Below are 17,525 nucleotides of genomic sequence, written 5' to 3'. Positions count from 1 at the left end.
GACTGACGGGTGGGAATCGTGTCACCGGGCTTCCAGGGCCGGCGCCGCTCGAGCGGGCCGGCCCTGCCGCCTGGGCAGTACCTGACGGAGGACTTCCCGGTGCTGTCGGCGGGTCCGACGCCGCGGGTGCCGGTGGACACCTGGGAGTTCGTGCTCAGCACCGAGACCGGCACCGAGTTCCGCTGGACCTGGGACGAGATGGCCGGGTTGCCGCAGGAGAACCCGACCGTCGACATCCACTGCGTCACCCACTGGACCAAGCTCGGCACCAGTTGGCAGGGCGTCTCGCTGGACACCCTGCTCGACGGCGTCGACACCACCGCCCGGTACGCGCTGGCCCACTCCTACGGCGGCTACACCACCAACCTTCCCCTGGACGACCTGCGCGGCGGGCGGGCCTGGGTGGTGCACACGTACGAGGGCGGGCCGCTGCCGGCCGAGCACGGCGGCCCGGCCCGGCTGCTCGTGCCGCACCTCTATTTCTGGAAGTCGGCGAAGTGGGTGCGCGGCATCCGCCTGCTGGTCGACGACCACCCCGGCTTCTGGGAGACCGCCGGATACCACGACTACGGCGACCCGTGGCGCGAGCAGCGCTACGCCGGCGATTGAGCGCCCCGCTCTCCTGGCGGGTGGCCCGGCTGGTGGAACGTCGGGTCGAGACCCCGTCCGCGCACACCCTGGTCCTGGAGGCGCCGGGCTGGCCCGCGCACGTGGCCGGGCAGCACGTCGACATCCGGCTGACCGCCGAGGACGGCTACCAGGCGGCCCGGTCGTACTCGCTGGCGGCGCCGGCCGACGGCGACCGGATCGCGCTGACAGTGCAGCGGGTGGACGACGGCGAGGTGTCGCCGTACCTGCTCGACACCTACGCCGAGGGCGACCCGATCGAGGTGCGCGGCCCGCTCGGCGGCTACTTCGTCTGGCGCCCCGACGAGACCGCGCCGGTGCTGCTGGTCGGCGGGGGCTCCGGGGTGGTGCCGCTGATGGCCATGGTCCGGGCCCGGCGCGCCGCCGGCAGCCGGACGCCGTTCCGGCTGATCTACTCCGTCCGTACCCCGGCCGACGTCCTGTACGCCGACGAGCTGCGCACCCGGGCCCGCGACGACCACGGGCTGGACGTGGCGTACGTCTACACCCGGGAGGCGCCCGACGGGTGGCGGGGCGCGCCGCATCGGATCGGCCTGGCCGACGTGAACACCCACGGCTGGCCGCCCGACCTCGAACCGCTCTGCTACGTCTGCGGCTCCACCGGCTTCGTGGAGACCGTGGCGGACCTGCTGGTGGGGCTGGGTCACCAGAGCCGGCGGGTACGTACGGAACGGTTCGGCCCCACCGCGTGAACGCCCGAGGAGGCCCGATGACCGACATGTCCTACCTGGACGGCAACATGCTCGACGGTCCGCTGCGCGAGTTGTTCGCCGTCGACCTGAGCCCCGCGACCTCACGCTGCCAGTCGTGCGGTTCGCTCGGCCCGCTGGCTGGGCTGCACGTCTTCTCCCACGCGCCCGGGCTGGTCGGCCGCTGCCCGGTCTGCTCCGGGGTGATCCTGCGGCTGGTCCGGGCGCCCGACCGGGCCTGGCTGGACCTGCGGGGCGCCACCTTCCTCGAGGTGCCGATGCCGGCCGAGCCCACCTACCACCGCCCGGGCTGAGGCCGGGGGCGGTCGGCACGTTCGGCTCGGGACCCCGGATTCCGGTTGGACAAGACCTGCCGTCGGGACCAGAGTCGTCGGGCGTGAGATACCTGCGCAGCGCCGGCCCGGTCGGCATCCGACGCCCGCGTCCCGCCGACGAGGCCGAGTTCGTCGCCGCGGCCCGCCGCAGCCGCGACCTGCACCACCCCTGGCTGACCGCCCCCGACACCGCCGAGAAGTTCGCCGCGTACCTGGCCAAGGCGCGCCGTCGCGACCAGCAGAGCTTCCTCATCTGCGACCGGCCCGGCGGCGCGATCGCCGGCTACGTCAACATCAGCGGCATCATCATGGGTCCGCTGCGCGGCGGCTTCCTGGGCTACGCCGCGTTTCTGCCCTACAGCGGGACCGGGCACGCCTCGGCCGGGATCGGGCTGGTGCTGGCGCACGCCTTCGACACGTTGGGCCTGCACCGGGTCGAGGCGAACATCCAGCCGGGCAACGAGCCGTCCAGGCGGGTGGCCCGCAAGCTGGGCTTCCGGCTGGAGGGCTTCTCGCCGGACTACCTCTTCATCGACGGGGCGTGGCGTGACCACGAGCGTTGGGCGGTCACCGCCCCGGCCTGACCGGTGCCCGTCGTGGCCGGCGGGCACCGGTGAGCCGGGCTCAGATCCGCGAGGTGAAGGCGACCAGCACGTCGTCAGCTCCCCGGCCGGGGGAACGCCACCGGGCTGCGGTGGCCGTCCCGGTCGACGGCCCGAACGCCGAAGAAGACGTTGTCCTTGGACAGGTCCACGGTCACCTCGGTGACGTCGCCGACCGGGATCACCCGCTGCCACTCGGCGGCGGTGGTCTCCCGCCACACCACCTCGTACCCGGCCAGGTCCGGCTCGTTGCCGCGCTGCCAGCGCAGGGTGGTGTCGTTGGTGAGGTTGGTCGTCACGACGGTGGCGCCCTTCGGGGTGCCCGGCGCCTGGGCGAGCGACCAGAGCACCGCGCCGTTGACCAGGGCCACCCGGGTGATGTAGTCGAAGTCGCAGAACTCCGGCAGGTCCCCGTACTGCACCCCGTCGACCAGCCGGACGTCCTGGTGCTGGTGGGCGAAGTCCTCGTTGGGCTCGGTGAACCGGCCGGCCGGCCAGCCCTCGCGCAGGAACGAGATGTGGTCGCTGCCGCGCAGGTAGCGGTCCCGCCGGTAGATCACCCGCACCCGCATCCCGGTGGCGCCGTTCTCGGCGACGTCGCTGACGAACCGGGCGAGCTGGCGCGACGGGGAGCGGCTCTACAACGCGCTCGGGGTACCACCTCGGCACGGTCTGGCCGCACGACAACTCCCTGGCCGCCCTCGGCCTGGTCCGCTACGGCTACCGCGAGGAGGCCAACCGGATCTGCCTGGCCCTCATCGAGGCGGCCGAGCAGTTCGGCTACCGGCTGCCCGAGGCGATGAGCGGGTTCGACCGCGAGCGCCTGCTCTTCGCCGTGCCGTACCCGACCGCGTGCAGCCCGCAGGCGTGGGCGGCCGGCGCCCCGCTGGCGCTGGTCCGGGGTGATGTGGACCTCCAGCCGGTCGACGGGCGGCTGTCGGTGAATCCGGACATTCCTCCGGAGATCGGACGGATCGCCGGCGAGCGGATCCGCGCCTTCGGCCAGTGCTGGGAATTCGAGGCGGTGGGGCGCAGCGGCTACGTCCGGCTCAGCGACGACGCCTGACCGACCCGCGCTGCCGCCCGCCGGTCGCGGCCCCGGCCGCGCTGCCGCCGCGCAGGTCGCGGCCCCGGCCGGCACGTTTGTCGGGCGGGTCGACGGGAACGGGAGCGGGCATGACGAAACCTCGTGTGGTGATCGTGGGGGCCGGGTTCGCCGGTTACCACGCGGCGAAGACGCTGAGCCGGATCGCGCGCGACCGGGCCGAGATCGTGCTGCTCAACTCCACCGACTACTTCCTCTACCTGCCGCTGCTGCCCGAGGTGGCGGCCGGGGTCGTGGAGCCGAGGCGGATCTCGGTGCCGCTCACCGGCACCCTCCGCGGCGTGCGGGTCGTCGTCGGCGAGGCCGACCGGGTCGACCTGCAGAACCGCTGGGTCGGCTTCACCCAGCCCGAGGGCGACCAGGGCAAGATCGCGTACGACCGGCTGGTGCTCGCCGTGGGCAGCGTCAACAAGCTGCTGCCGATCCCCGGGGTGACCGAGTACGCGCACGGCTTCCGCGGCCTGCCCGAGGCCGTCTACCTGCACGACCACGTGATCCGCCAGATCGAGCTGGCCGAGCAGGCCGAGGACCCGGCCGAGCAGCGGGCCCGGTCGACGTTCGTGGTGGTCGGCGCCGGTTACACCGGCACGGAGGTGGCCGCCCACGGGCAGCTGTTCACCGACGCGCTGCGCCGCCAGCGGCCCCGGCTCAAGGTCCGGCCCCGCTGGATGCTGCTCGACGTGGCGCCCCGGGTGCTGCCCGAGCTGGACAAGCGGATGTCCGACACGGCCGACCGGGTGCTGCGCCGGCGCGGCGTCGACGTGCGGATGAGCACCTCGGTCGCCGAGGCAACCGCCGACGGGGTGAAGCTCACCGACGGCGAGTACGTGCCGACCTGCACGCTGGTCTGGTGCGTCGGGGTACGCCCCGACCCGTTCGTCGCCGAGCTGGGGCTGCGCACCGAGCGGGGCCGGCTCGTGGTCGACGAGTACCTCAGCGTCCCCGGGTTCCCCGAGGTGTACGCCTGCGGCGACGCCGCCGCCGTGCCGGACCTGACCCGGGCGGGGCAGATCTGTGCGATGACCGCTCAGCACGCGCAGCGGCAGGGCAAGCTCGCCGCGCTGAACATCGCCGCCTCGTACGGCCACGGCAGGCGCAAGCCGTACAAGCACTACGACCTCGGCTGGGTGGTCGACCTGGGTGGCAAGGACGCCGCGGCGAACCCGCTGAAGGTCTCCCTGTCCGGGCTGCCGGCCAAGGCGGTCACCCGCGGCTACCACCTGCTGGCGATGCCCGGCAACCGGACGCGGGTCGGGGCGGACTGGGTGCTCGACGCCGCGCTGCCCCGCTCGGCCACCCAGCTCGGGCTGGTGCCGGCGCACGCCGTACCGCTGGAGAGCTCGTCGCCCGAGGTGCCGGTCCGCCGGTGACCCGCCCCCGCCCGGCCGACCTCAGCGGTCGGCCGGGCCGGCCCGCGGATCGGTCGGAGCCGGCAGCTCGCGGTCGCCGGTGGGGACGAACTCCCGCAGCAGGATCTGCCCGATCCCGGCCGCCGGGATGGCCAGCAGCGCACCGACCAGCCCGGCCAGCTCGGCGGCGAGCAGCACGCTGACCAGTACGGTCAGCGGGTTGAGGTGGACCGCCCGGGCCAGGATGACCGGTTGCAGCAGGTGGTTCTCCACCTGCTGGTAGACGACGAAGAAGACCAGCACCACCCCGCCTGCGGTGGGGGAGTGCAGGAACGCGGCCCCCGCCGCGACGATCGCGCCCAGGGCCGCCCCGACCAGCGGGATCAGGTCCGCGACCGCGACCAGCAGCGCGATCACCGCAGCGAACGGCACCCCGGTGAGGAGCAGCACGAGGTACGTCAGGACGCCGCAGATCAGGCTGATCAGCAGGTTCCCGCTGAGATAGCCGGTGATGGTGCGGGAGCTCTCTCGCCCGATCCGCTGCAGCCGCCGCGCCCGGCCGTCCCCGACCAGGCCGAGCACACTGTGGCTGATCCGCGGAGCCTCCAGGACCATCAGGTACGCCAGCACGATGATCGTCAGCAGGCCGGCGACGGTCTCCGCCACGCCCCGGACCAGCCCGACCGCCGGCTGGCGCAGCTGCCCGCCGTACTGCTGGATCTGGTCGGAGTGCTGCCGGGCGTACCCGAGCAGCCCGACGCGTTCCAGGAACTGGCCGAGGGGGCCGCGTCCGGCGCGGGTGTCGCGCAGCAGCTCCGGGGCCCGGTCGACGAAGCGAGCCAACTCGTCCAGCAGCGGCACCAGGATCAGTGCGGCGACCCCGGCCAGCACGACGAAGGCGGCGAGGAAGACCAGCAGCGTGGCCAGCGCCCGGCGTCGCACCAGCCGGCGTTGCAGCAGGTCGACCAGCGGGGCGAGCGCCACCGCGAAGAACGCGGCGACCAGGATCCAGACGAGGATCCGCCGGGTGGCCCAGAGCAGCGCCAGGCCGAGCGCCGTGGCCAGCACCAGGCCGATGACGATCAGTGCGCTGCGGGCGGTGGACCGGTCGTCGGCGGTGCTCATCCGGCGCGGCTACCCGGGCCGGTGGCCGGGAAACCCGAGGGTGGCGTCGGTGGCCGGGCGGGCTCCGCCGACGAACGCGTCGAGGTCCGGCCCGTGCAGCACCCCGCCGGGCACCGGGTCGGCGGCCACCCGGGTGGCGAGCCGGCGCACCGGGAGTCGGCCGGGGCGGTGCGCGGCGGCCAGCACCACGTTGCCGTACCGGCGACCGCGCAGCATCCGTCGGTCGGCGACCAGGCAGACGTCGGCGAAGACCGCACGCAGGGTGGCCACCTGCACCCGGGTGAAGACCAGTGGCGGCAGATCCGTGACGTTGACCAGGTAGACACCGTCGGGACGTAGCGTCCGGGCGACCTCGGCGACGAACTCGACGCCGGCGACGTGCCCCGGCATCCGCGCCGCCCGGTAGATGTCGGCCAGCACCAGGTCGTACGCGTCCGCCGCCGACCCGGTGACCGCGTCCCGCGCGTCGGCGACCTCGACCACCGCCCGCGGGACCGGCGGCAGCTCCTCGGCGACCAGCCGTACCACCGCGGCGTCGCGTTCGACGACCCGTTGCGCGGAGCCGGGGCGGGTGGCCGCCACGTACCGGGGCAGGGTCAGCGCGCCGCCGCCCAGGTGCAGGACCTCACGGGGCAGCCCCGGCGGCGCGGCCAGGTCGACCAGGGTCGCCATCCGCCGGACGTACTCGAAGTGCAGGTGGCGGGGGTCGGCGACGTCCACGTACGACTGGGCGACGCCCCCGGCGAGCAGCGTGCGTCCGGTCCGGCGGGCCGGGTCGACGACCAGCTCCAGCCGGTCGTCCGCCTCGCTGTCCATGCCGGCACGCTAGCTGTGGTGCTGGCATGGTCCATGGTCGGGTGAGGTTCTCCGTCACTCGCGACGGCGCGTCGTGTCGGTTGTCGCTACCCGATCAAGGACGATCGCGGGCCGGCGGGCGCAACCGCCCACCGGCCCGGCCTCCGGCCGGCTCAGCCGGCGTTCATGCCAGCGCCGGCCTCCTCGATCGCGTCGTCGATCCGGTGGGCCAGGTCCACGTCGGCGGCGGTCACCGCGTCGGCGCTACGGCTGCGGACGGTCAGCACCGCGTTGTCCGGATCGGGGCGACCGATCTGCGGTCCGCGGCCGATGTCCACGCGGAGCTGGTCGAGCAGGTCGAGCACCCGGTCCAGGTTGCCCGGGGGCAGCTCGATGGTCCGCACCAGCGACTGGCGGTCGCTGGACCAGTAGGGCAGGTCCGCCAGGGCGTCCCGCAGCTCCGCCTCGGTCAGCGGTGCGGCGGCGCTGCGCGCGCCGACCAAGCCACCGCCGGGTTCCGGCGGCGTGAGCAGGTCACGCAGCCCGTCCGGCACGTCCAGCGACTCGATCAGGTCGCCGTCGTGGTCGGCCAGCGCGGCCAGGGTCGCCTCCGCCTGGTAGCGGGCCTGTTCCGGCGTGCGCCCGCTGATCCGGCCCACCTCCGCCAGGAAGCCCGGCAGGTCCTGGTGCCGCTCGATGCCGTCCACCGGCACCACGTCGTGCAACTTCACCGGCACCGCCTCGAGCAGCCGTTCCCGCTCGGCCTCGTCCAGTGCCCAGGCCAGCGCCAGCACCGTGGCCTCGGCGCCCACCTTGGCGGTGCGGAAGTCCACCCCCGCGCGCCGGCTGACCTCATCGACCAGTTCGCGGTAGCCCATCGGCTGCACGCGGCTGTCCTGCCCCGAGTCGGGCAGGGGCCGGGTCGCGGTGGCCACCGCCATCGGCGGGGGCGCCGGCCCGCCCCGGGTGCTGTCCGGCTTGTGCCGGCCGGCCGGCGGGGGACCGGACCGTCGACCCCGGTCCAGGCTGGTGATCTGCTTCGACGCGCTCAGGCTGGTGCCGGTCTCGCTCGGCTGTAGACCCTGCCGACGCGCGTCGCGGGCCAGGGCCCGGCGGCGCTGGTTGTCGCCCTCCATCTGCTTGCGCATGGTGGCACCTCGCTCCTGTCGGGGTTCGCCTCGTCCGCCGTCGCGTTCCCACCGCGCGGCGGAAGGTAACGGGCCGAACCCGGTCGGCGGGTTCACTCGCCGGGGGTGAGGGACGCTCACCCGTCCGGGCCGCACGATCGGGGCGGACCGGAGGTCTTCCGAGGAACGCGGAAGGGAAGGTCGTCATGAAGAGGATCGTCGAGATCGTCCCCGCCCGACCCGGCTGGTACTCCCGGTGGCAGGTCGGCCCGGAGGCCACCCGCTGCTACCCGGTGAGCCTGTGGGCACTGGTCGAGGAGACCGACGGTTCCGGCCGCGAGGTGGTGGGCATGGACTGCGCCGGCCAGTGGCCCGGATCGGACGTCAACGAGGTCGGTGGGGACTTTGTCCGGTACCTGTTCCAGACGCCCGATTCCGGTCCACCGGAGGACGCCGAACCACCGTCCCCGACCGACCTGCGCGCGGACGGGCCGCGCCTGCAACCGGCCGTGGCCACCTAGACCATCCTCCCGGCCCCCGACCCCTGGTCCCAGGGTCGGGGGCCACCCCGACCCGGGACGGCTCCCTCAGCCCGCCTCGCGCACCTCGTCGCCGACGGCGGGCGGGTGCTCCACCGCCAGCAGTTCGGCGAGCCCGGTGCGGTCCAGCAGGTGCTGAAGCTGCGGGTTGACGCCGGTCAGCCGGACCGGCCCGGCGTCGCCGCGGCCGATCACCACGAAGGCGCTGAGCCCGGAGGAGTCGCAGAGGGCGACGCCGGCGACGTCGATCAGCAGCTCCCGGTGGCCGTCGGCGCGGGCCTGGGCGGCCGCGGCGATCAGCTCCGGCGCGCTGTCGAAGTCGAGGTCACCGGTCAGCCGTAGCCGGGCGCCCCCGGCGTCGAGCCGGGTCACCTCGATGGACAACAGCTGACTGGGCATGCGCCCATGTTCCCAGCTTCGCGCGATCGGGAACGCCGGGGCTCAGGCGGAGGCGGTCCGGCCGGGCAGATCGGCCGCGGCGGGCTCGGTCCGGGCGGTGGGCAGCGGCCGGGCCAGCAGACCGGTGACGCCGGTCATGTCGAGGATGGTGTCCAGGAAACGCGGGGTGGAGCCCAGCCGGATGGCCGTACCGACCTGCTGCCCCTCGCGCCACGCGTGGACGATCACGGACAGTCCGGTGCTGTCGATGAAGAGCAGGTCGGCGAAGTCCAGCACGAGGACCGGGGGACGCTCGGCGAGAGCCCGGTCGACCTCGGCGCGCAACGGCCCCGACGTGGTGAAGGCGAGGTCACCGCCGACGCAGATGACGGGAGCCGCCGGATCGGAGTGGTCGACGGCCAGGCTCAGCGGGGTGGCCTCGGGTTTCCTCCCGTGCGGCACTCGATCACGCCTTTCCGCGAGGGCTGCCGGTCGGGCAGGTGCTTCTGCCGGATCGCAACAACACCCGTCCGGCTCCGCCCGCAGGTGCGGATCGGGGCCGCGCCCCGGCAGTGGGGTGGCGGTACCGGCGCACCCGCGTAGGGTGGGGCGCAGAGATTGGAACATACCCGCTGTTTCCGCTGGACCGTGGGTGTCGACACGAGGAGTGGGGCTCAGCTGGTGACTGCCGCCGACGTCAGGGGCTCGGACCCGGGCGACGGACGGATCCCCACGCCGAGTGCCGCCCGGGCTCCGGCGCGGTCGTCCGACGTCGCCGGCCGACCCGGGTCGGCGCTGCCACCGCTCTCGCCCGACCGTGGCCACCCCGAGCCGGACTGGTCGGAGGTGGTCGAGCACTTCCGCGAGGGTCTGATCGTCTGCGACGCCGACGGCGTGGTGCGGCATCTCAGTCCCGTCGCCGAGCGGCTGCTGCCCGAGGTGGTCCCCGGCCGGGCGCTGGCCGCCGCCGGCGTGGCCGCGCTCACCACCGGTCACGCCGGCGAGTTCGGCCACCGCGGCCGCCGACTGCGGGTCCGCCAGGTGCCGCTCTCCGGGGCCCGCAGCTGTCACTACGTCGAGGACGTCACCGACAGCGTCAGCCGTGCCGACGCGCTGCTCGCCGAGCGGGCCCGCTCCGCGTTCCTGGCGGTCGTCGGCGAGAAACTCGGCAATCCGTTGCATCCCGACCGGGCCGCCGCCGCCGTGGTGCGGCTGACCGTGCCCACCCTGGCCGAGGTCGCCGTCCTGGTGCTCGCGCCCCGGGCCGGTCGGGCCCGCTGGTGGCGGGCGACCCGGGGTGAGGACGAGTCGGCGGCCGTGGACAGCGGCATGTTGTCCGCCACCGCCCTGCCGACGGCGATCGCCGAGGGGCTCTGCGGCGCCGAGCCGCACGCGGTCGACTGGCTGGTCGAGCAGGCGGTGGAGGCCGGCTGGCTGCCAGGGCTGGAGGCCCGTGAGGTCGCCGCCCGGGTGGTCCCGCTGCCGGGCCCGGACGCGCCGGCCGGCGTGCTGCTGGTCGCCCGCCGCGCCACCCGCTGGTACGACGAGGACGACCTCGAGCTGGTCCGCGCCTTCGCCGCGCGGGCCGGTGCCGCGCTGACCACGGCGGTGCTCTACCGCGACCAGGCCGAGGTGGCCGACACGCTCCAGGCCAGCCTGTTGCCGGTCGAGCCGGTGACCGTCGCCGGGGTGCAGTGGGGCACGGCGTACCGGCCGGCGCAGGCGAGCCTGCGCATCGGCGGCGACTTCTACGGCTCGCACCGGCTCCCCGACGGTGGCTCGGTGTTCTTCCTCGGCGACGTCTCCGGCAAAGGGGTGGAGGCGGCCGTCTTCACCGGCCAGCTGCGCCAGTGCCTGCAGGCGCTGCACCGGGTCGAGTCGCACCCCGGCCGGTTGCTGAAGCTGCTCAACGACGCGCTGCTGGAGACCACCCAGGCGCACGGCCAGGGGCGGTTCGCCACCATGGTGCTCGGCGTCGTCCGCCCGCACCGCGACGGCGGCCTCACCCTGACCATGGCCGGTGGCGGCCACCTGCCGCCGCTGGTGCTGCGCGCGTGCGGTGAGGTCGAGACGGTGCCGCTGAGCGGCATGCTCATCGGCGTGGTGCCGGACCCGCGCATCGGCGAGGTGACCGTCCGGCTCGCCCCGGGCGAGACCTGCCTGCTCTACAGCGACGGGGTGACCGAGGCGCGCGGCGGCCGGCGCGGCGACGAGCAGTTCGGCCAGGACCGGCTGGTGACCGCGGTGACCGGCTGCCACCGGGTGCCGGCGCCGGCGCTGGCCGAGCGGGTCGAGCAGGTCACCTGCGACTGGCTGGCCCAGGGCGACCACGACGACATCGCGGTGCTGGCGCTGCGCGCCACCGGCCCCGGCGGGCGTCCGCCGCGGCACCTGCACGCCGTACCCGAGGTGGGCCGGCCCAGGGAGGAGAGGAAGAGCCGTTCGTGACCGCCCCCACCACCCAGGCCGATCCGGCCCAGGCGTACCCCGAGTTCCTGGACGCGCTGGAGGAGGCGGACGAGTACGGCGCCATCGAGGTGGCGGTCCGGCTGCTCGACGCCGGGGTGCCGGCCGAGCGGGTGCTGCTCGACCTGGTCGCGCCCGCGCAGTCCGAGGTGGGGGAGCGGTGGGCGCGCAACGAGTGGAGCGTCGCCCAGGAGCACGCGGCGACCCACATCAGCGAGCGGGTGGTGGCCGCCGTGGCGGCGCAGGCCAACCCGCGCCCGACCCGGGGGCGGGTGGTGGTGGCCTGCATGGACGGCGAGTGGCACGCCCTGCCGCCCCGGCTGGTGGCCGAGGTGCTGCGCCTGCGCGGCTGGCAGGTGACCTTCCTCGGGGCGAGCGTGCCCGCCGCGCACCTGGTGTCGTACCTGCACCGGCACGACGCGCACGCGGTCGCCCTGGCCTGCGCGCTGCCGATGCGGCTGCCGTACGCGTACCGGATGATCGAGGCCTGCCGCCGGTCGGACGTGCCGGTGGTGGTGGGCGGGCGCGGCTTCGGCGACGACGGCCGCTGGGCCCGCACCCTCGGTGTCGCCTGGGCGCCGGACGCGCCGAGCGCGGCCGACCTGGTCGCCGACGAGCGGGCGCTGCGCCGGATCCCCCCGGCCGAGCTGCCGCACCTCGCCGACGACGAGTACGCCAGCCTGGTGAAGCGGCGCGGTGAGCTGATCGATTCCGCGCTGGCCGACCTGCGCGAGCGGGTGCCGTCGGTCCACGACTACACCCCCGCCCAGCTCGACTCCACGATCAGCGACCTCGGGTACATCGTGGATTTCCTGGCAGCGGCGCTGTACGTCGACGACAGCTCGCTCTTCACCGACTTCGTCGGCTAGCTGGTGGAGATCCTGACCAGCCGTGGGGTGCCGGCCGGCGCGGTCGGGCTGACCCTCGGCCACTACCACCGGGAACTGCGTGACTTTCCCCGCGCGGCGCGGTTCCTGGCGCTGGGGGAGAGGGTCCTCTCCGCGCCCGGCGACGCCGCCCGGCGCTGATCGCGGCGGTGCCGGGCACCCTGCGTATACTTGCTCCACTGCAAGGGTTGGCCTGCGGTGCGAGCGAGAGGGACGACGTTGACGTTCACCGTCACGCACAGCCCGCGGGCTGGTGGTGGTGTGTTCCTGCGGCTCGTCGGCGAGCTGGACATGAGCACCGTCGGTCAGCTCAACGAGACGATCGACCGGCTGGCCGCCGACGGCGCCCGGCACCTGCTGCTCGACCTCGCGGAGCTGACCTTCTGCGATTCCACCGGCATCGCCGCGTTCGTCCGGGGGGACAACCGGGCCGCCGCCGACGGCGGGTGGTTGCGGCTGACCGGGGCCAGCGGCCGGGTGGACCGGGTGCTCCAGGTCACCGGGCTCGCGGACGTGTTGGCGTACCAACCGGACATGGCGGACCCGGCGTCGCAGGACGGACGCCTGATCGGCTAGATTTCCCCGCCAGCGGGTGACCGTGCGGTCCCCATCGCCCGAGATGAGACAGGTACACCATGGGCCAAGGCGCCGCGAACCCCGTCCGCATCCTCGTCGTCGACGACGACCCGGGTGACGTGCTGATGATCGAGGAGGCCCTGGAGGACTCCGAGATCGAGAAGGTCATCGACGTGGTCAGCGACGGCCAGGAGGCGATGGAGTTCCTCCGCCGCGAGGGCCGGCACACCGAGGCCCGCCGCCCGGACGTGATCCTGCTCGACCTGAACATGCCCCGGATGGACGGCCGTCAAGTGCTCGGCGAGGTCAAGCAGGACGAGGACCTGCGGACCATCCCGATCGTGGTGCTCACCACCTCGAACGCGGACACCGACATCGTCGGCAGCTACACGCTGCAGGCCAACGCGTACGTGACCAAGCCGATCGACCTGGACGACTTCAACGACGTGGTCCGCCGCATCGACGAGTTCTTCGGTCGGGTGGTCGTGCTCCCCAAGCGTTCCTGACCGGCCCCGCTGGCCCCCGCCCCGGGCCGGCGCTCAGTTGCTGAACATTTTTCCCGAACATCCTCGGCGCCGGGCGGCAGCCGCGAGGATCGAACCTGGGGAAAGACGTACCAGCTGCCTGGGGGGCGACAGTATGAGGTTCTCCGTCGTTGAGACCGGCTACGACCAGCGGCAGGTCGATTCCTGCCTCGACGAGCTGGGAGTCCGGTTGACCCGGCTCGCGGCGCGGGCGGAGGTCGCCGCCGGCGCGGGTCGGGAGTGGGACCAGATCCGGCAGGAGGCGACCCTGCTGCGCGGCCTGGTCGACCGCCAGGGTTCGCCGACGGACGACACCGCGGCGGCGGCCCGCCGTGCCGCCTCGGCGGTCGAGCGGGAGGCCGCCGAGATCCTGGCACGGGCCCGCGGCGAGCTCGACGCCGCGCGCGAGGAGGCCCGGCAGCTCCGCGAGCGGGTGTACGCCGAGGCGGTGCAGGCCCGCCGCGAGTTCGAGGCGGCGCTGCACGAGCGGCGGCGTCGGGAGGCCCGGGTGGACCAGCTCCTCGCCGGGATGGTGGGCGACGCGGTGCCGGCCGACACGCCCACCGCCGCCGCGTCCACGAGTGGTGTGCCCGCGACCCGGGCGGCCGCCGGCGCGCCCGAGGTGTCGGCGCAGCGGCCCGAGCCGGGCACCCGGGTGGCCTGAGCGCGCCGACTCGGCTCAGGTCAGTGCCGCCACCACCGTGGTCGCCCGCTGCTCGTGCCGGGCGTACGCGTCGGGGAACGCCGAGACCTGCACGGCCTGGGCGGCGGCGGTCACGCTCATCTCCCGCCAGCCGGGCACCTCGGCCAGCGCCGTGTAGAACGCCCGGGCCGCGTACGCGGGACGCATCAGCTGGGCCACCGTGCCCCACCCGCTGCTCGGGCGCTGCTGGAACAATCCGACCGAGTCGTGGTCGGAGCCGCTGCCCTGGTGCGGATAGTCGTACGACTCGGGGAGGACGTCGCTGGCCAGGTTGTAGAGGTTGCTCTCCTGCATCGCGGTGGCGATGGCGACGACCAGGCCGCGCCGGGGCACCTGCAGCTGCACGCCGACGTCCACGATCACCTTGGCGTTGTCCATCTGCGCCTGGGTGAGGCCGGCGACCGGCCGGGGCCGCCGGGGCTTGGTCGGCTTCTTCGGCTTCGGCGTGGCCTGCCGGGTGGCCGACGGGCTGGGGCTGGCCGTGGGGATCGGCGTGACCGGGACGGCGATCGGTGAGGCGCCCCGGTCCAGCGATCGGGAGGCGCGGTCGGCGGCCTCGGCCCGGTCCGCCAGCACCTCGCTGACCGGGTTCCCGCGCGGGGCGGGGTCGTGCGCGCCGGCGAACGCCACCAACCCGAGGCAGCAGGTCACGCCCCCGGCCAGGGCCACTCGGGCCGGGGTGGAGGCCAGTACGGCCCGCGCTCCGCGTCGGGGTGGCTCCGGGGCGCGGTGTCGGCCGATCCGCCGTTCGCCCGATGCGGCATCGACCGTACGGGTATGCGGTCGGGTTCCGGGCGGCTGCTGCTGGGGGGAGTCGTCGGCAGGCACCCGCCGAGGCTAGAGAGCCCACCGCCGCTTGCCATCGGGGTCATTGGTGGCATGCGCCACAATTTGCGATGATCCGACTGGGCATTACCGGCGGTCGGTCAGGAACCGCGCCGAACTCGCCAGTCCTACTTATCCTTGATGTCGGAAACAACCGGAGGAATCCGGCGCGATCCGACCGCGCGGGCCCGAGCGGCGGCCCTCCTCCGTTCGGGCGACGGCTGCCGGCCGTACCGCCGATCCGCCGGCCCACCGCGCGGCGGAAGCCCAGGTCGCCGGCGGTCGAGGTGTTGTCGCCGCCGCCCCGGCGGCGGCTCGGTACGATTCGGACGGTGACCGACAGCATGATCGACGAGCCCGTCAGCGGTGCCGCGCACCGCCCCGGTGACCGGCGCGGACTCGTCCTGATGCTGCTCGCCGTGCTGCTGGCGGCGGTGCTGGCCGGCCACCGCGCGGTGCCCAACGTGCGCGGCCTGGGCAGCCTGCTCGACAGCGCGACGCCGCTGCTCGGCCTCGGGGTGCCGGTGCTGGCCCTGGCCGCGCTGCTGCGCCGCTCCCGGCGGGCGCTGGTGGCCGTCGCGCTCCCGGCGGCGGTCTGGGCGCTGATGTACGCCGGCGTCTGGCTGCCACCGGCCGCCGGCAGCGGTCCGGCCGGCATCCGGGTGGCCAGCCAGAACCTGCGCGCGGGCAATCCCGACCCCGCCGGCACGGTCGCCCCGCTCGCCGAGGCCGGGGTCGACCTCATCGCGCTCCAGGAGGTCGACGACGCCGGCCGGCTCGCCGCCGACCTGCGGCAGCGCTACCCGCACCGCGCGTCGGTCTCCACCGTCGCGCTGTGGAGCCGCTACCCGATCCGGGACTCCGCCGGGGTGGACACCGGGCTGGGCTGGACCCGCGCGCTGCGGGCCGTCGTCGCCACCCCGCGGGGCGACCTCACGGTCTACGTGGTGCACCTCGGATCGGCCCGGGCCGGCGACACCGCCACCCGGGACGAGAGCGTCCGCACCCTGGCCGGGGCGGTGCGCGCCGACCGCGCCGACCGGCTGCTGGTGCTCGGGGACCTGAACACCGCCACCACCGACCGGGTCTTCGACCCGCTGACCCGCCTGCTGGGCGACGCCCAGGCCGACGCCGGCCGCGGCTTCGGCTTCACCTGGCCCTCGTCGGTGCCGGTCACCCGACCCGACCACGTGCTCTACCGCGGCCTCACGCCCACCACGGCCGACGTGCTGCGCACGCCGGACTCCGACCACCGGGCGGTGACCGCCGGCTTCCGCTGGTGACTCAGCGCCGCCCGTCGGCGGGCGTCACGGTCAACCGGTGCCGGCTGGCGTCGCCGCTGGAGAAGGGCCAGATCCGGTCGGCGTACTCGACCAGGTCGGCCAGCTGCTCGCGGGTCAGGCCCACCGACGAGATGGAGGCGTGCACGTCCGCCCGGTAGCGGCCGTCGTCGTCGCGGCCCAGCTTCGCCTCGGCGGTCACCTGCAGGGTGTGCGCCTCGTCGGTGATCTCGCCGGCCGCCTCCACCGCCGCGTGGTGCAGGCAGGACGCGAACGCGGCGGCCAGCAGCTGCTCCGGCGTCAGGCCCGTGCAGTGCGGCGCGAGCGGGGACGCCAGCGCCGTGGACCAGCCGCCGTCGTCCGTGCGTACGTGGCCGCCCGAGGCGGTCGCGGTGGCCTCGTTCAGCCAGGAACTGGGATCCGGCATCGCGTTCCTCCCGTCAGTCACCGGCCCGGGTTCCCGGACTCGATCGGGTGAAACGCCGGTCAGGCCGACCCGGTGCGGGACCAGTCGTCGAGAGCGACCGCCTCGGTCGCCTCCGTCGCGGCGCGCTCGGTCCACTCGGAGACCGGGGCGGGACGGGGCCGGGGCACCGACGCCAGCATCGGCACGTACACCCGGGCGTCCACCACCTCGGCCAGCAGCAGCGCGGCCATCAGGCTGGTCGGCCGGCGGGTCGGGTCGTCGGCGAGGCACTGGCGGCACAGCTCGGCCACCTCCGGCGGCAGCCCCTCGATCGGCGGCAGCGGCTCCGCCGCCACGCGTCGGCGGGCACCGACCAGCTGGGTGGCGGTCGTCCCCGCCGCGTACGGCAGGCGGCCGGTGAGGCAGTAGTAGAGGAGCACGCCGAGGGCGTACATGTCGGCCGCCGGGGTCGCCGGCTTCCGGTCGAACTGCTCCGGGGCCAGGTACGCCGGGGTGCCCACCACCATGCCGTCCGGGCTGTGGTCGGGCGCGCCGGCCGGGGTGGCGATGCCGAAGTCGAGGACCTTCACCCCGGACGGGGTGAGCATGACGTTGGCCGGCTTCACGTCGCGGTGCACGATGCCGTGCGCGTGCGCGGCGGCCAGCGCGGCCGCCACCTCCGCGCAGACCCGGACCGCGATCCGCCAGTCCAGCGGCCCGGCGCGCAGGTGCGCGGCGAGCGTCTCGCCCTCGGCCAGTTCCATCACGATGTACGGCGCCTCGCGGCCGGGCAGCGTGGTCGAGGTGCCGAAGTCGTGCACGCTCGCCACGTTGGGGTGCACCAGCCGGGCGGCGTTGCGCGCCTCGGCGCGGATCCGCTCGACGGAGGTCTCTTCGCCCTGCTGCTCGGGGGACATCAGCTTCACCGCGACCGGCCGGTCCAGCACCAGGTCGTGCGCGCGCCACACCTCGGACATCCCGCCCAGGCCGATGCGCTGTGCGAGCTGGTACCGCCCGGCCAGCGTCCTCATCGACCAGCTCCTGCCTGTTTCGTGCCGCCTGCCCGGTGTGACTGCGCTCCTTCGGGAGCCGGTACCCGCGCTCCCAGCAGGGCAAACCCGTGGGCGGGTCGGCCCGGAGCGGGCTCGTGGCCACCGCCGGTGCGG

At 74.6% G+C, this 17,525-nt stretch carries 23 protein-coding genes; 14 read left to right on the top strand and 9 right to left on the bottom strand.

Annotation, left to right across the window (positions count from 1 at the left end; genetic code table 11):
• Positions 1–18 precede the first annotated feature (18 nt).
• The 4 genes from M2302_RS10245 (at position 19) to M2302_RS10230 (ending at position 2,256) form a co-directional block, all read left to right on the top strand.
• Positions 19–609: a sulfite oxidase-like oxidoreductase gene (locus M2302_RS10245; RefSeq protein WP_280837746.1), complete on the top strand. Its 591-nt coding sequence runs from the start codon at positions 19–21 to the stop codon at positions 607–609.
• The gene (locus tag M2302_RS10240) at positions 606–1,340 is read left to right on the top strand and encodes a ferredoxin reductase (protein ID WP_280837669.1); all 735 of its coding nucleotides are present in this window, start codon (positions 606–608) and stop codon (positions 1,338–1,340) included. The genes M2302_RS10245 and M2302_RS10240 overlap by 4 nt, the downstream gene beginning before the upstream one ends.
• A 17-nt stretch (positions 1,341–1,357) precedes the next feature.
• The gene (locus M2302_RS10235; protein ID WP_280837668.1) at positions 1,358–1,651 is read left to right on the top strand and encodes a DUF6510 family protein; all 294 of its coding nucleotides are present in this window, start codon (positions 1,358–1,360) and stop codon (positions 1,649–1,651) included.
• Positions 1,652–1,734: 83 nt separating this feature from the next.
• The gene (locus tag M2302_RS10230; RefSeq protein WP_280837667.1) at positions 1,735–2,256 is read left to right on the top strand and encodes a GNAT family protein; all 522 of its coding nucleotides are present in this window, start codon (positions 1,735–1,737) and stop codon (positions 2,254–2,256) included.
• Between the two features lie 74 nt (positions 2,257–2,330).
• On the opposite strand, the gene M2302_RS10225 is transcribed toward M2302_RS10230, so the two are convergent.
• Positions 2,331–2,846, bottom strand: coding sequence for a hypothetical protein (locus M2302_RS10225; RefSeq protein ID WP_280837666.1), 516 nt, complete (start codon positions 2,844–2,846; stop codon positions 2,331–2,333).
• Positions 2,847–3,073: 227 nt separating this feature from the next.
• Between M2302_RS10225 and M2302_RS10220 the strand changes: the two genes are divergently transcribed.
• Together M2302_RS10220 and M2302_RS10215 are read left to right on the top strand one after the other, a co-directional pair.
• Positions 3,074–3,340 carry a hypothetical protein gene (locus M2302_RS10220; protein ID WP_280837665.1) on the top strand — a complete coding sequence of 89 codons (267 nt, stop codon included), beginning with the start codon at positions 3,074–3,076 and terminating at the stop codon, positions 3,338–3,340.
• Positions 3,341–3,450: 110 nt separating this feature from the next.
• Complete coding sequence (locus M2302_RS10215) at positions 3,451–4,749, top strand: NAD(P)/FAD-dependent oxidoreductase (RefSeq protein ID WP_280837664.1); 1,299 nt, start codon at positions 3,451–3,453, stop codon at positions 4,747–4,749.
• Between the two features lie 21 nt (positions 4,750–4,770).
• Here the strand turns inward: M2302_RS10215 and M2302_RS10210 are convergent, their stop codons facing one another.
• The 3 genes from M2302_RS10210 to M2302_RS10200 form a co-directional block, all read right to left on the bottom strand.
• A complete protein-coding gene (locus M2302_RS10210) occupies positions 4,771–5,853 on the bottom strand; it encodes an AI-2E family transporter (RefSeq protein ID WP_280837663.1) in 1,083 nt (360 codons plus the stop codon).
• Positions 5,854–5,862: 9 nt separating this feature from the next.
• Complete coding sequence (locus M2302_RS10205) at positions 5,863–6,669, bottom strand: fused MFS/spermidine synthase (protein WP_280837662.1); 807 nt, start codon at positions 6,667–6,669, stop codon at positions 5,863–5,865.
• 152 nt (positions 6,670–6,821) lie between these two features.
• Positions 6,822–7,796, bottom strand: coding sequence for a DUF2267 domain-containing protein (locus M2302_RS10200; RefSeq protein ID WP_280837661.1), 975 nt, complete (start codon positions 7,794–7,796; stop codon positions 6,822–6,824).
• Between the two features lie 185 nt (positions 7,797–7,981).
• Between M2302_RS10200 and M2302_RS10195 the strand changes: the two genes are divergently transcribed.
• Positions 7,982–8,296 (top strand): hypothetical protein, encoded by a 315-nt coding sequence (locus M2302_RS10195; RefSeq protein WP_280837660.1) that lies wholly within the window; start codon positions 7,982–7,984, stop codon positions 8,294–8,296.
• A 66-nt stretch (positions 8,297–8,362) separates the two neighbouring features.
• Here the strand turns inward: M2302_RS10195 and M2302_RS10190 are convergent, their stop codons facing one another.
• The gene (locus M2302_RS10190) at positions 8,363–8,713 is read right to left on the bottom strand and encodes an STAS domain-containing protein (protein ID WP_280837659.1); all 351 of its coding nucleotides are present in this window, start codon (positions 8,711–8,713) and stop codon (positions 8,363–8,365) included.
• A 42-nt stretch (positions 8,714–8,755) separates the two neighbouring features.
• Positions 8,756–9,154, bottom strand: coding sequence for an STAS domain-containing protein (locus tag M2302_RS10185; RefSeq protein ID WP_280837658.1), 399 nt, complete (start codon positions 9,152–9,154; stop codon positions 8,756–8,758).
• Between the two features lie 219 nt (positions 9,155–9,373).
• Between M2302_RS10185 and M2302_RS10180 the strand changes: the two genes are divergently transcribed.
• The 6 genes from M2302_RS10180 (at position 9,374) to M2302_RS10155 (ending at position 13,809) form a co-directional block, all read left to right on the top strand.
• Positions 9,374–11,140 carry a PP2C family protein-serine/threonine phosphatase gene (locus M2302_RS10180; protein ID WP_280837657.1) on the top strand — a complete coding sequence of 589 codons (1,767 nt, stop codon included), beginning with the start codon at positions 9,374–9,376 and terminating at the stop codon, positions 11,138–11,140.
• Positions 11,137–12,027, top strand: coding sequence for a cobalamin-dependent protein (locus tag M2302_RS10175; RefSeq protein ID WP_280837656.1), 891 nt, complete (start codon positions 11,137–11,139; stop codon positions 12,025–12,027). Before M2302_RS10180 ends, M2302_RS10175 begins: the two co-directional genes overlap by 4 nt.
• A gap of 3 nt (positions 12,028–12,030) precedes the next feature.
• Positions 12,031–12,186 carry a hypothetical protein gene (locus M2302_RS10170; RefSeq protein WP_280837655.1) on the top strand — a complete coding sequence of 52 codons (156 nt, stop codon included), beginning with the start codon at positions 12,031–12,033 and terminating at the stop codon, positions 12,184–12,186.
• A gap of 120 nt (positions 12,187–12,306) precedes the next feature.
• Positions 12,307–12,621: an STAS domain-containing protein gene (locus M2302_RS10165; RefSeq protein ID WP_280837654.1), complete on the top strand. Its 315-nt coding sequence runs from the start codon at positions 12,307–12,309 to the stop codon at positions 12,619–12,621.
• 59 nt (positions 12,622–12,680) lie between these two features.
• On the top strand, positions 12,681–13,127 hold the full coding sequence (locus tag M2302_RS10160; RefSeq protein ID WP_154937697.1) for a response regulator: 447 nt from the start codon (positions 12,681–12,683) through the stop codon (positions 13,125–13,127).
• 133 nt (positions 13,128–13,260) lie between these two features.
• Positions 13,261–13,809: an ATPase gene (locus tag M2302_RS10155; protein WP_280837653.1), complete on the top strand. Its 549-nt coding sequence runs from the start codon at positions 13,261–13,263 to the stop codon at positions 13,807–13,809.
• 15 nt (positions 13,810–13,824) lie between these two features.
• Here M2302_RS10155 and M2302_RS10150 read toward each other — a convergent pair whose 3' ends face one another.
• Positions 13,825–14,676: a hypothetical protein gene (locus M2302_RS10150; protein WP_280837652.1), complete on the bottom strand. Its 852-nt coding sequence runs from the start codon at positions 14,674–14,676 to the stop codon at positions 13,825–13,827.
• Positions 14,677–15,005: 329 nt separating this feature from the next.
• Between M2302_RS10150 and M2302_RS10145 the strand changes: the two genes are divergently transcribed.
• A complete protein-coding gene (locus M2302_RS10145; protein WP_280837651.1) occupies positions 15,006–15,956 on the top strand; it encodes an endonuclease/exonuclease/phosphatase family protein in 951 nt (316 codons plus the stop codon).
• Between the two features lies 1 nt (position 15,957).
• On the opposite strand, the gene M2302_RS10140 is transcribed toward M2302_RS10145, so the two are convergent.
• Both M2302_RS10140 and M2302_RS10135 read right to left on the bottom strand, forming a co-directional pair.
• On the bottom strand, positions 15,958–16,380 hold the full coding sequence (locus tag M2302_RS10140) for an OsmC family protein (protein ID WP_280837650.1): 423 nt from the start codon (positions 16,378–16,380) through the stop codon (positions 15,958–15,960).
• A gap of 59 nt (positions 16,381–16,439) precedes the next feature.
• Positions 16,440–17,390, bottom strand: coding sequence for a serine/threonine-protein kinase (locus tag M2302_RS10135; RefSeq protein WP_280837649.1), 951 nt, complete (start codon positions 17,388–17,390; stop codon positions 16,440–16,442).
• Positions 17,391–17,525: the final 135 nt, after the last annotated feature.

The sequence above is a fragment of the Micromonospora sp. A200 genome, assembly GCF_029893845.1.
GTDB classification, from domain to species: Bacteria; Actinomycetota; Actinomycetes; order Mycobacteriales; family Micromonosporaceae; genus Micromonospora; species Micromonospora purpureochromogenes.
The sequence above is the reverse complement of the archived record's forward strand: the minus strand, read 5'-3'. Positions and strand labels throughout refer to the sequence as shown.

Coding starts and splice junctions, on each gene's coding strand:
- M2302_RS10235 (WP_280837668.1), top strand. CDS start 1,358: ATGACCGACATGTCCTACCTGGACGGCAACATGCTCGACGGTCCGCTG.
- M2302_RS10225 (WP_280837666.1), bottom strand. CDS start 2,846: ATGCGGGTGCGGGTGATCTACCGGCGGGACCGCTACCTGCGCGGCAGC.
- M2302_RS10220 (WP_280837665.1), top strand. CDS start 3,074: ATGAGCGGGTTCGACCGCGAGCGCCTGCTCTTCGCCGTGCCGTACCCG.
- M2302_RS10215 (WP_280837664.1), top strand. CDS start 3,451: ATGACGAAACCTCGTGTGGTGATCGTGGGGGCCGGGTTCGCCGGTTAC.
- M2302_RS10210 (WP_280837663.1), bottom strand. CDS start 5,853: ATGAGCACCGCCGACGACCGGTCCACCGCCCGCAGCGCACTGATCGTC.
- M2302_RS10205 (WP_280837662.1), bottom strand. CDS start 6,669: ATGGACAGCGAGGCGGACGACCGGCTGGAGCTGGTCGTCGACCCGGCC.
- M2302_RS10200 (WP_280837661.1), bottom strand. CDS start 7,796: ATGCGCAAGCAGATGGAGGGCGACAACCAGCGCCGCCGGGCCCTGGCC.
- M2302_RS10195 (WP_280837660.1), top strand. CDS start 7,982: ATGAAGAGGATCGTCGAGATCGTCCCCGCCCGACCCGGCTGGTACTCC.
- M2302_RS10190 (WP_280837659.1), bottom strand. CDS start 8,713: ATGCCCAGTCAGCTGTTGTCCATCGAGGTGACCCGGCTCGACGCCGGG.
- M2302_RS10160 (WP_154937697.1), top strand. CDS start 12,681: ATGGGCCAAGGCGCCGCGAACCCCGTCCGCATCCTCGTCGTCGACGAC.
- M2302_RS10155 (WP_280837653.1), top strand. CDS start 13,261: ATGAGGTTCTCCGTCGTTGAGACCGGCTACGACCAGCGGCAGGTCGAT.
- M2302_RS10140 (WP_280837650.1), bottom strand. CDS start 16,380: ATGCCGGATCCCAGTTCCTGGCTGAACGAGGCCACCGCGACCGCCTCG.
- M2302_RS10135 (WP_280837649.1), bottom strand. CDS start 17,390: ATGAGGACGCTGGCCGGGCGGTACCAGCTCGCACAGCGCATCGGCCTG.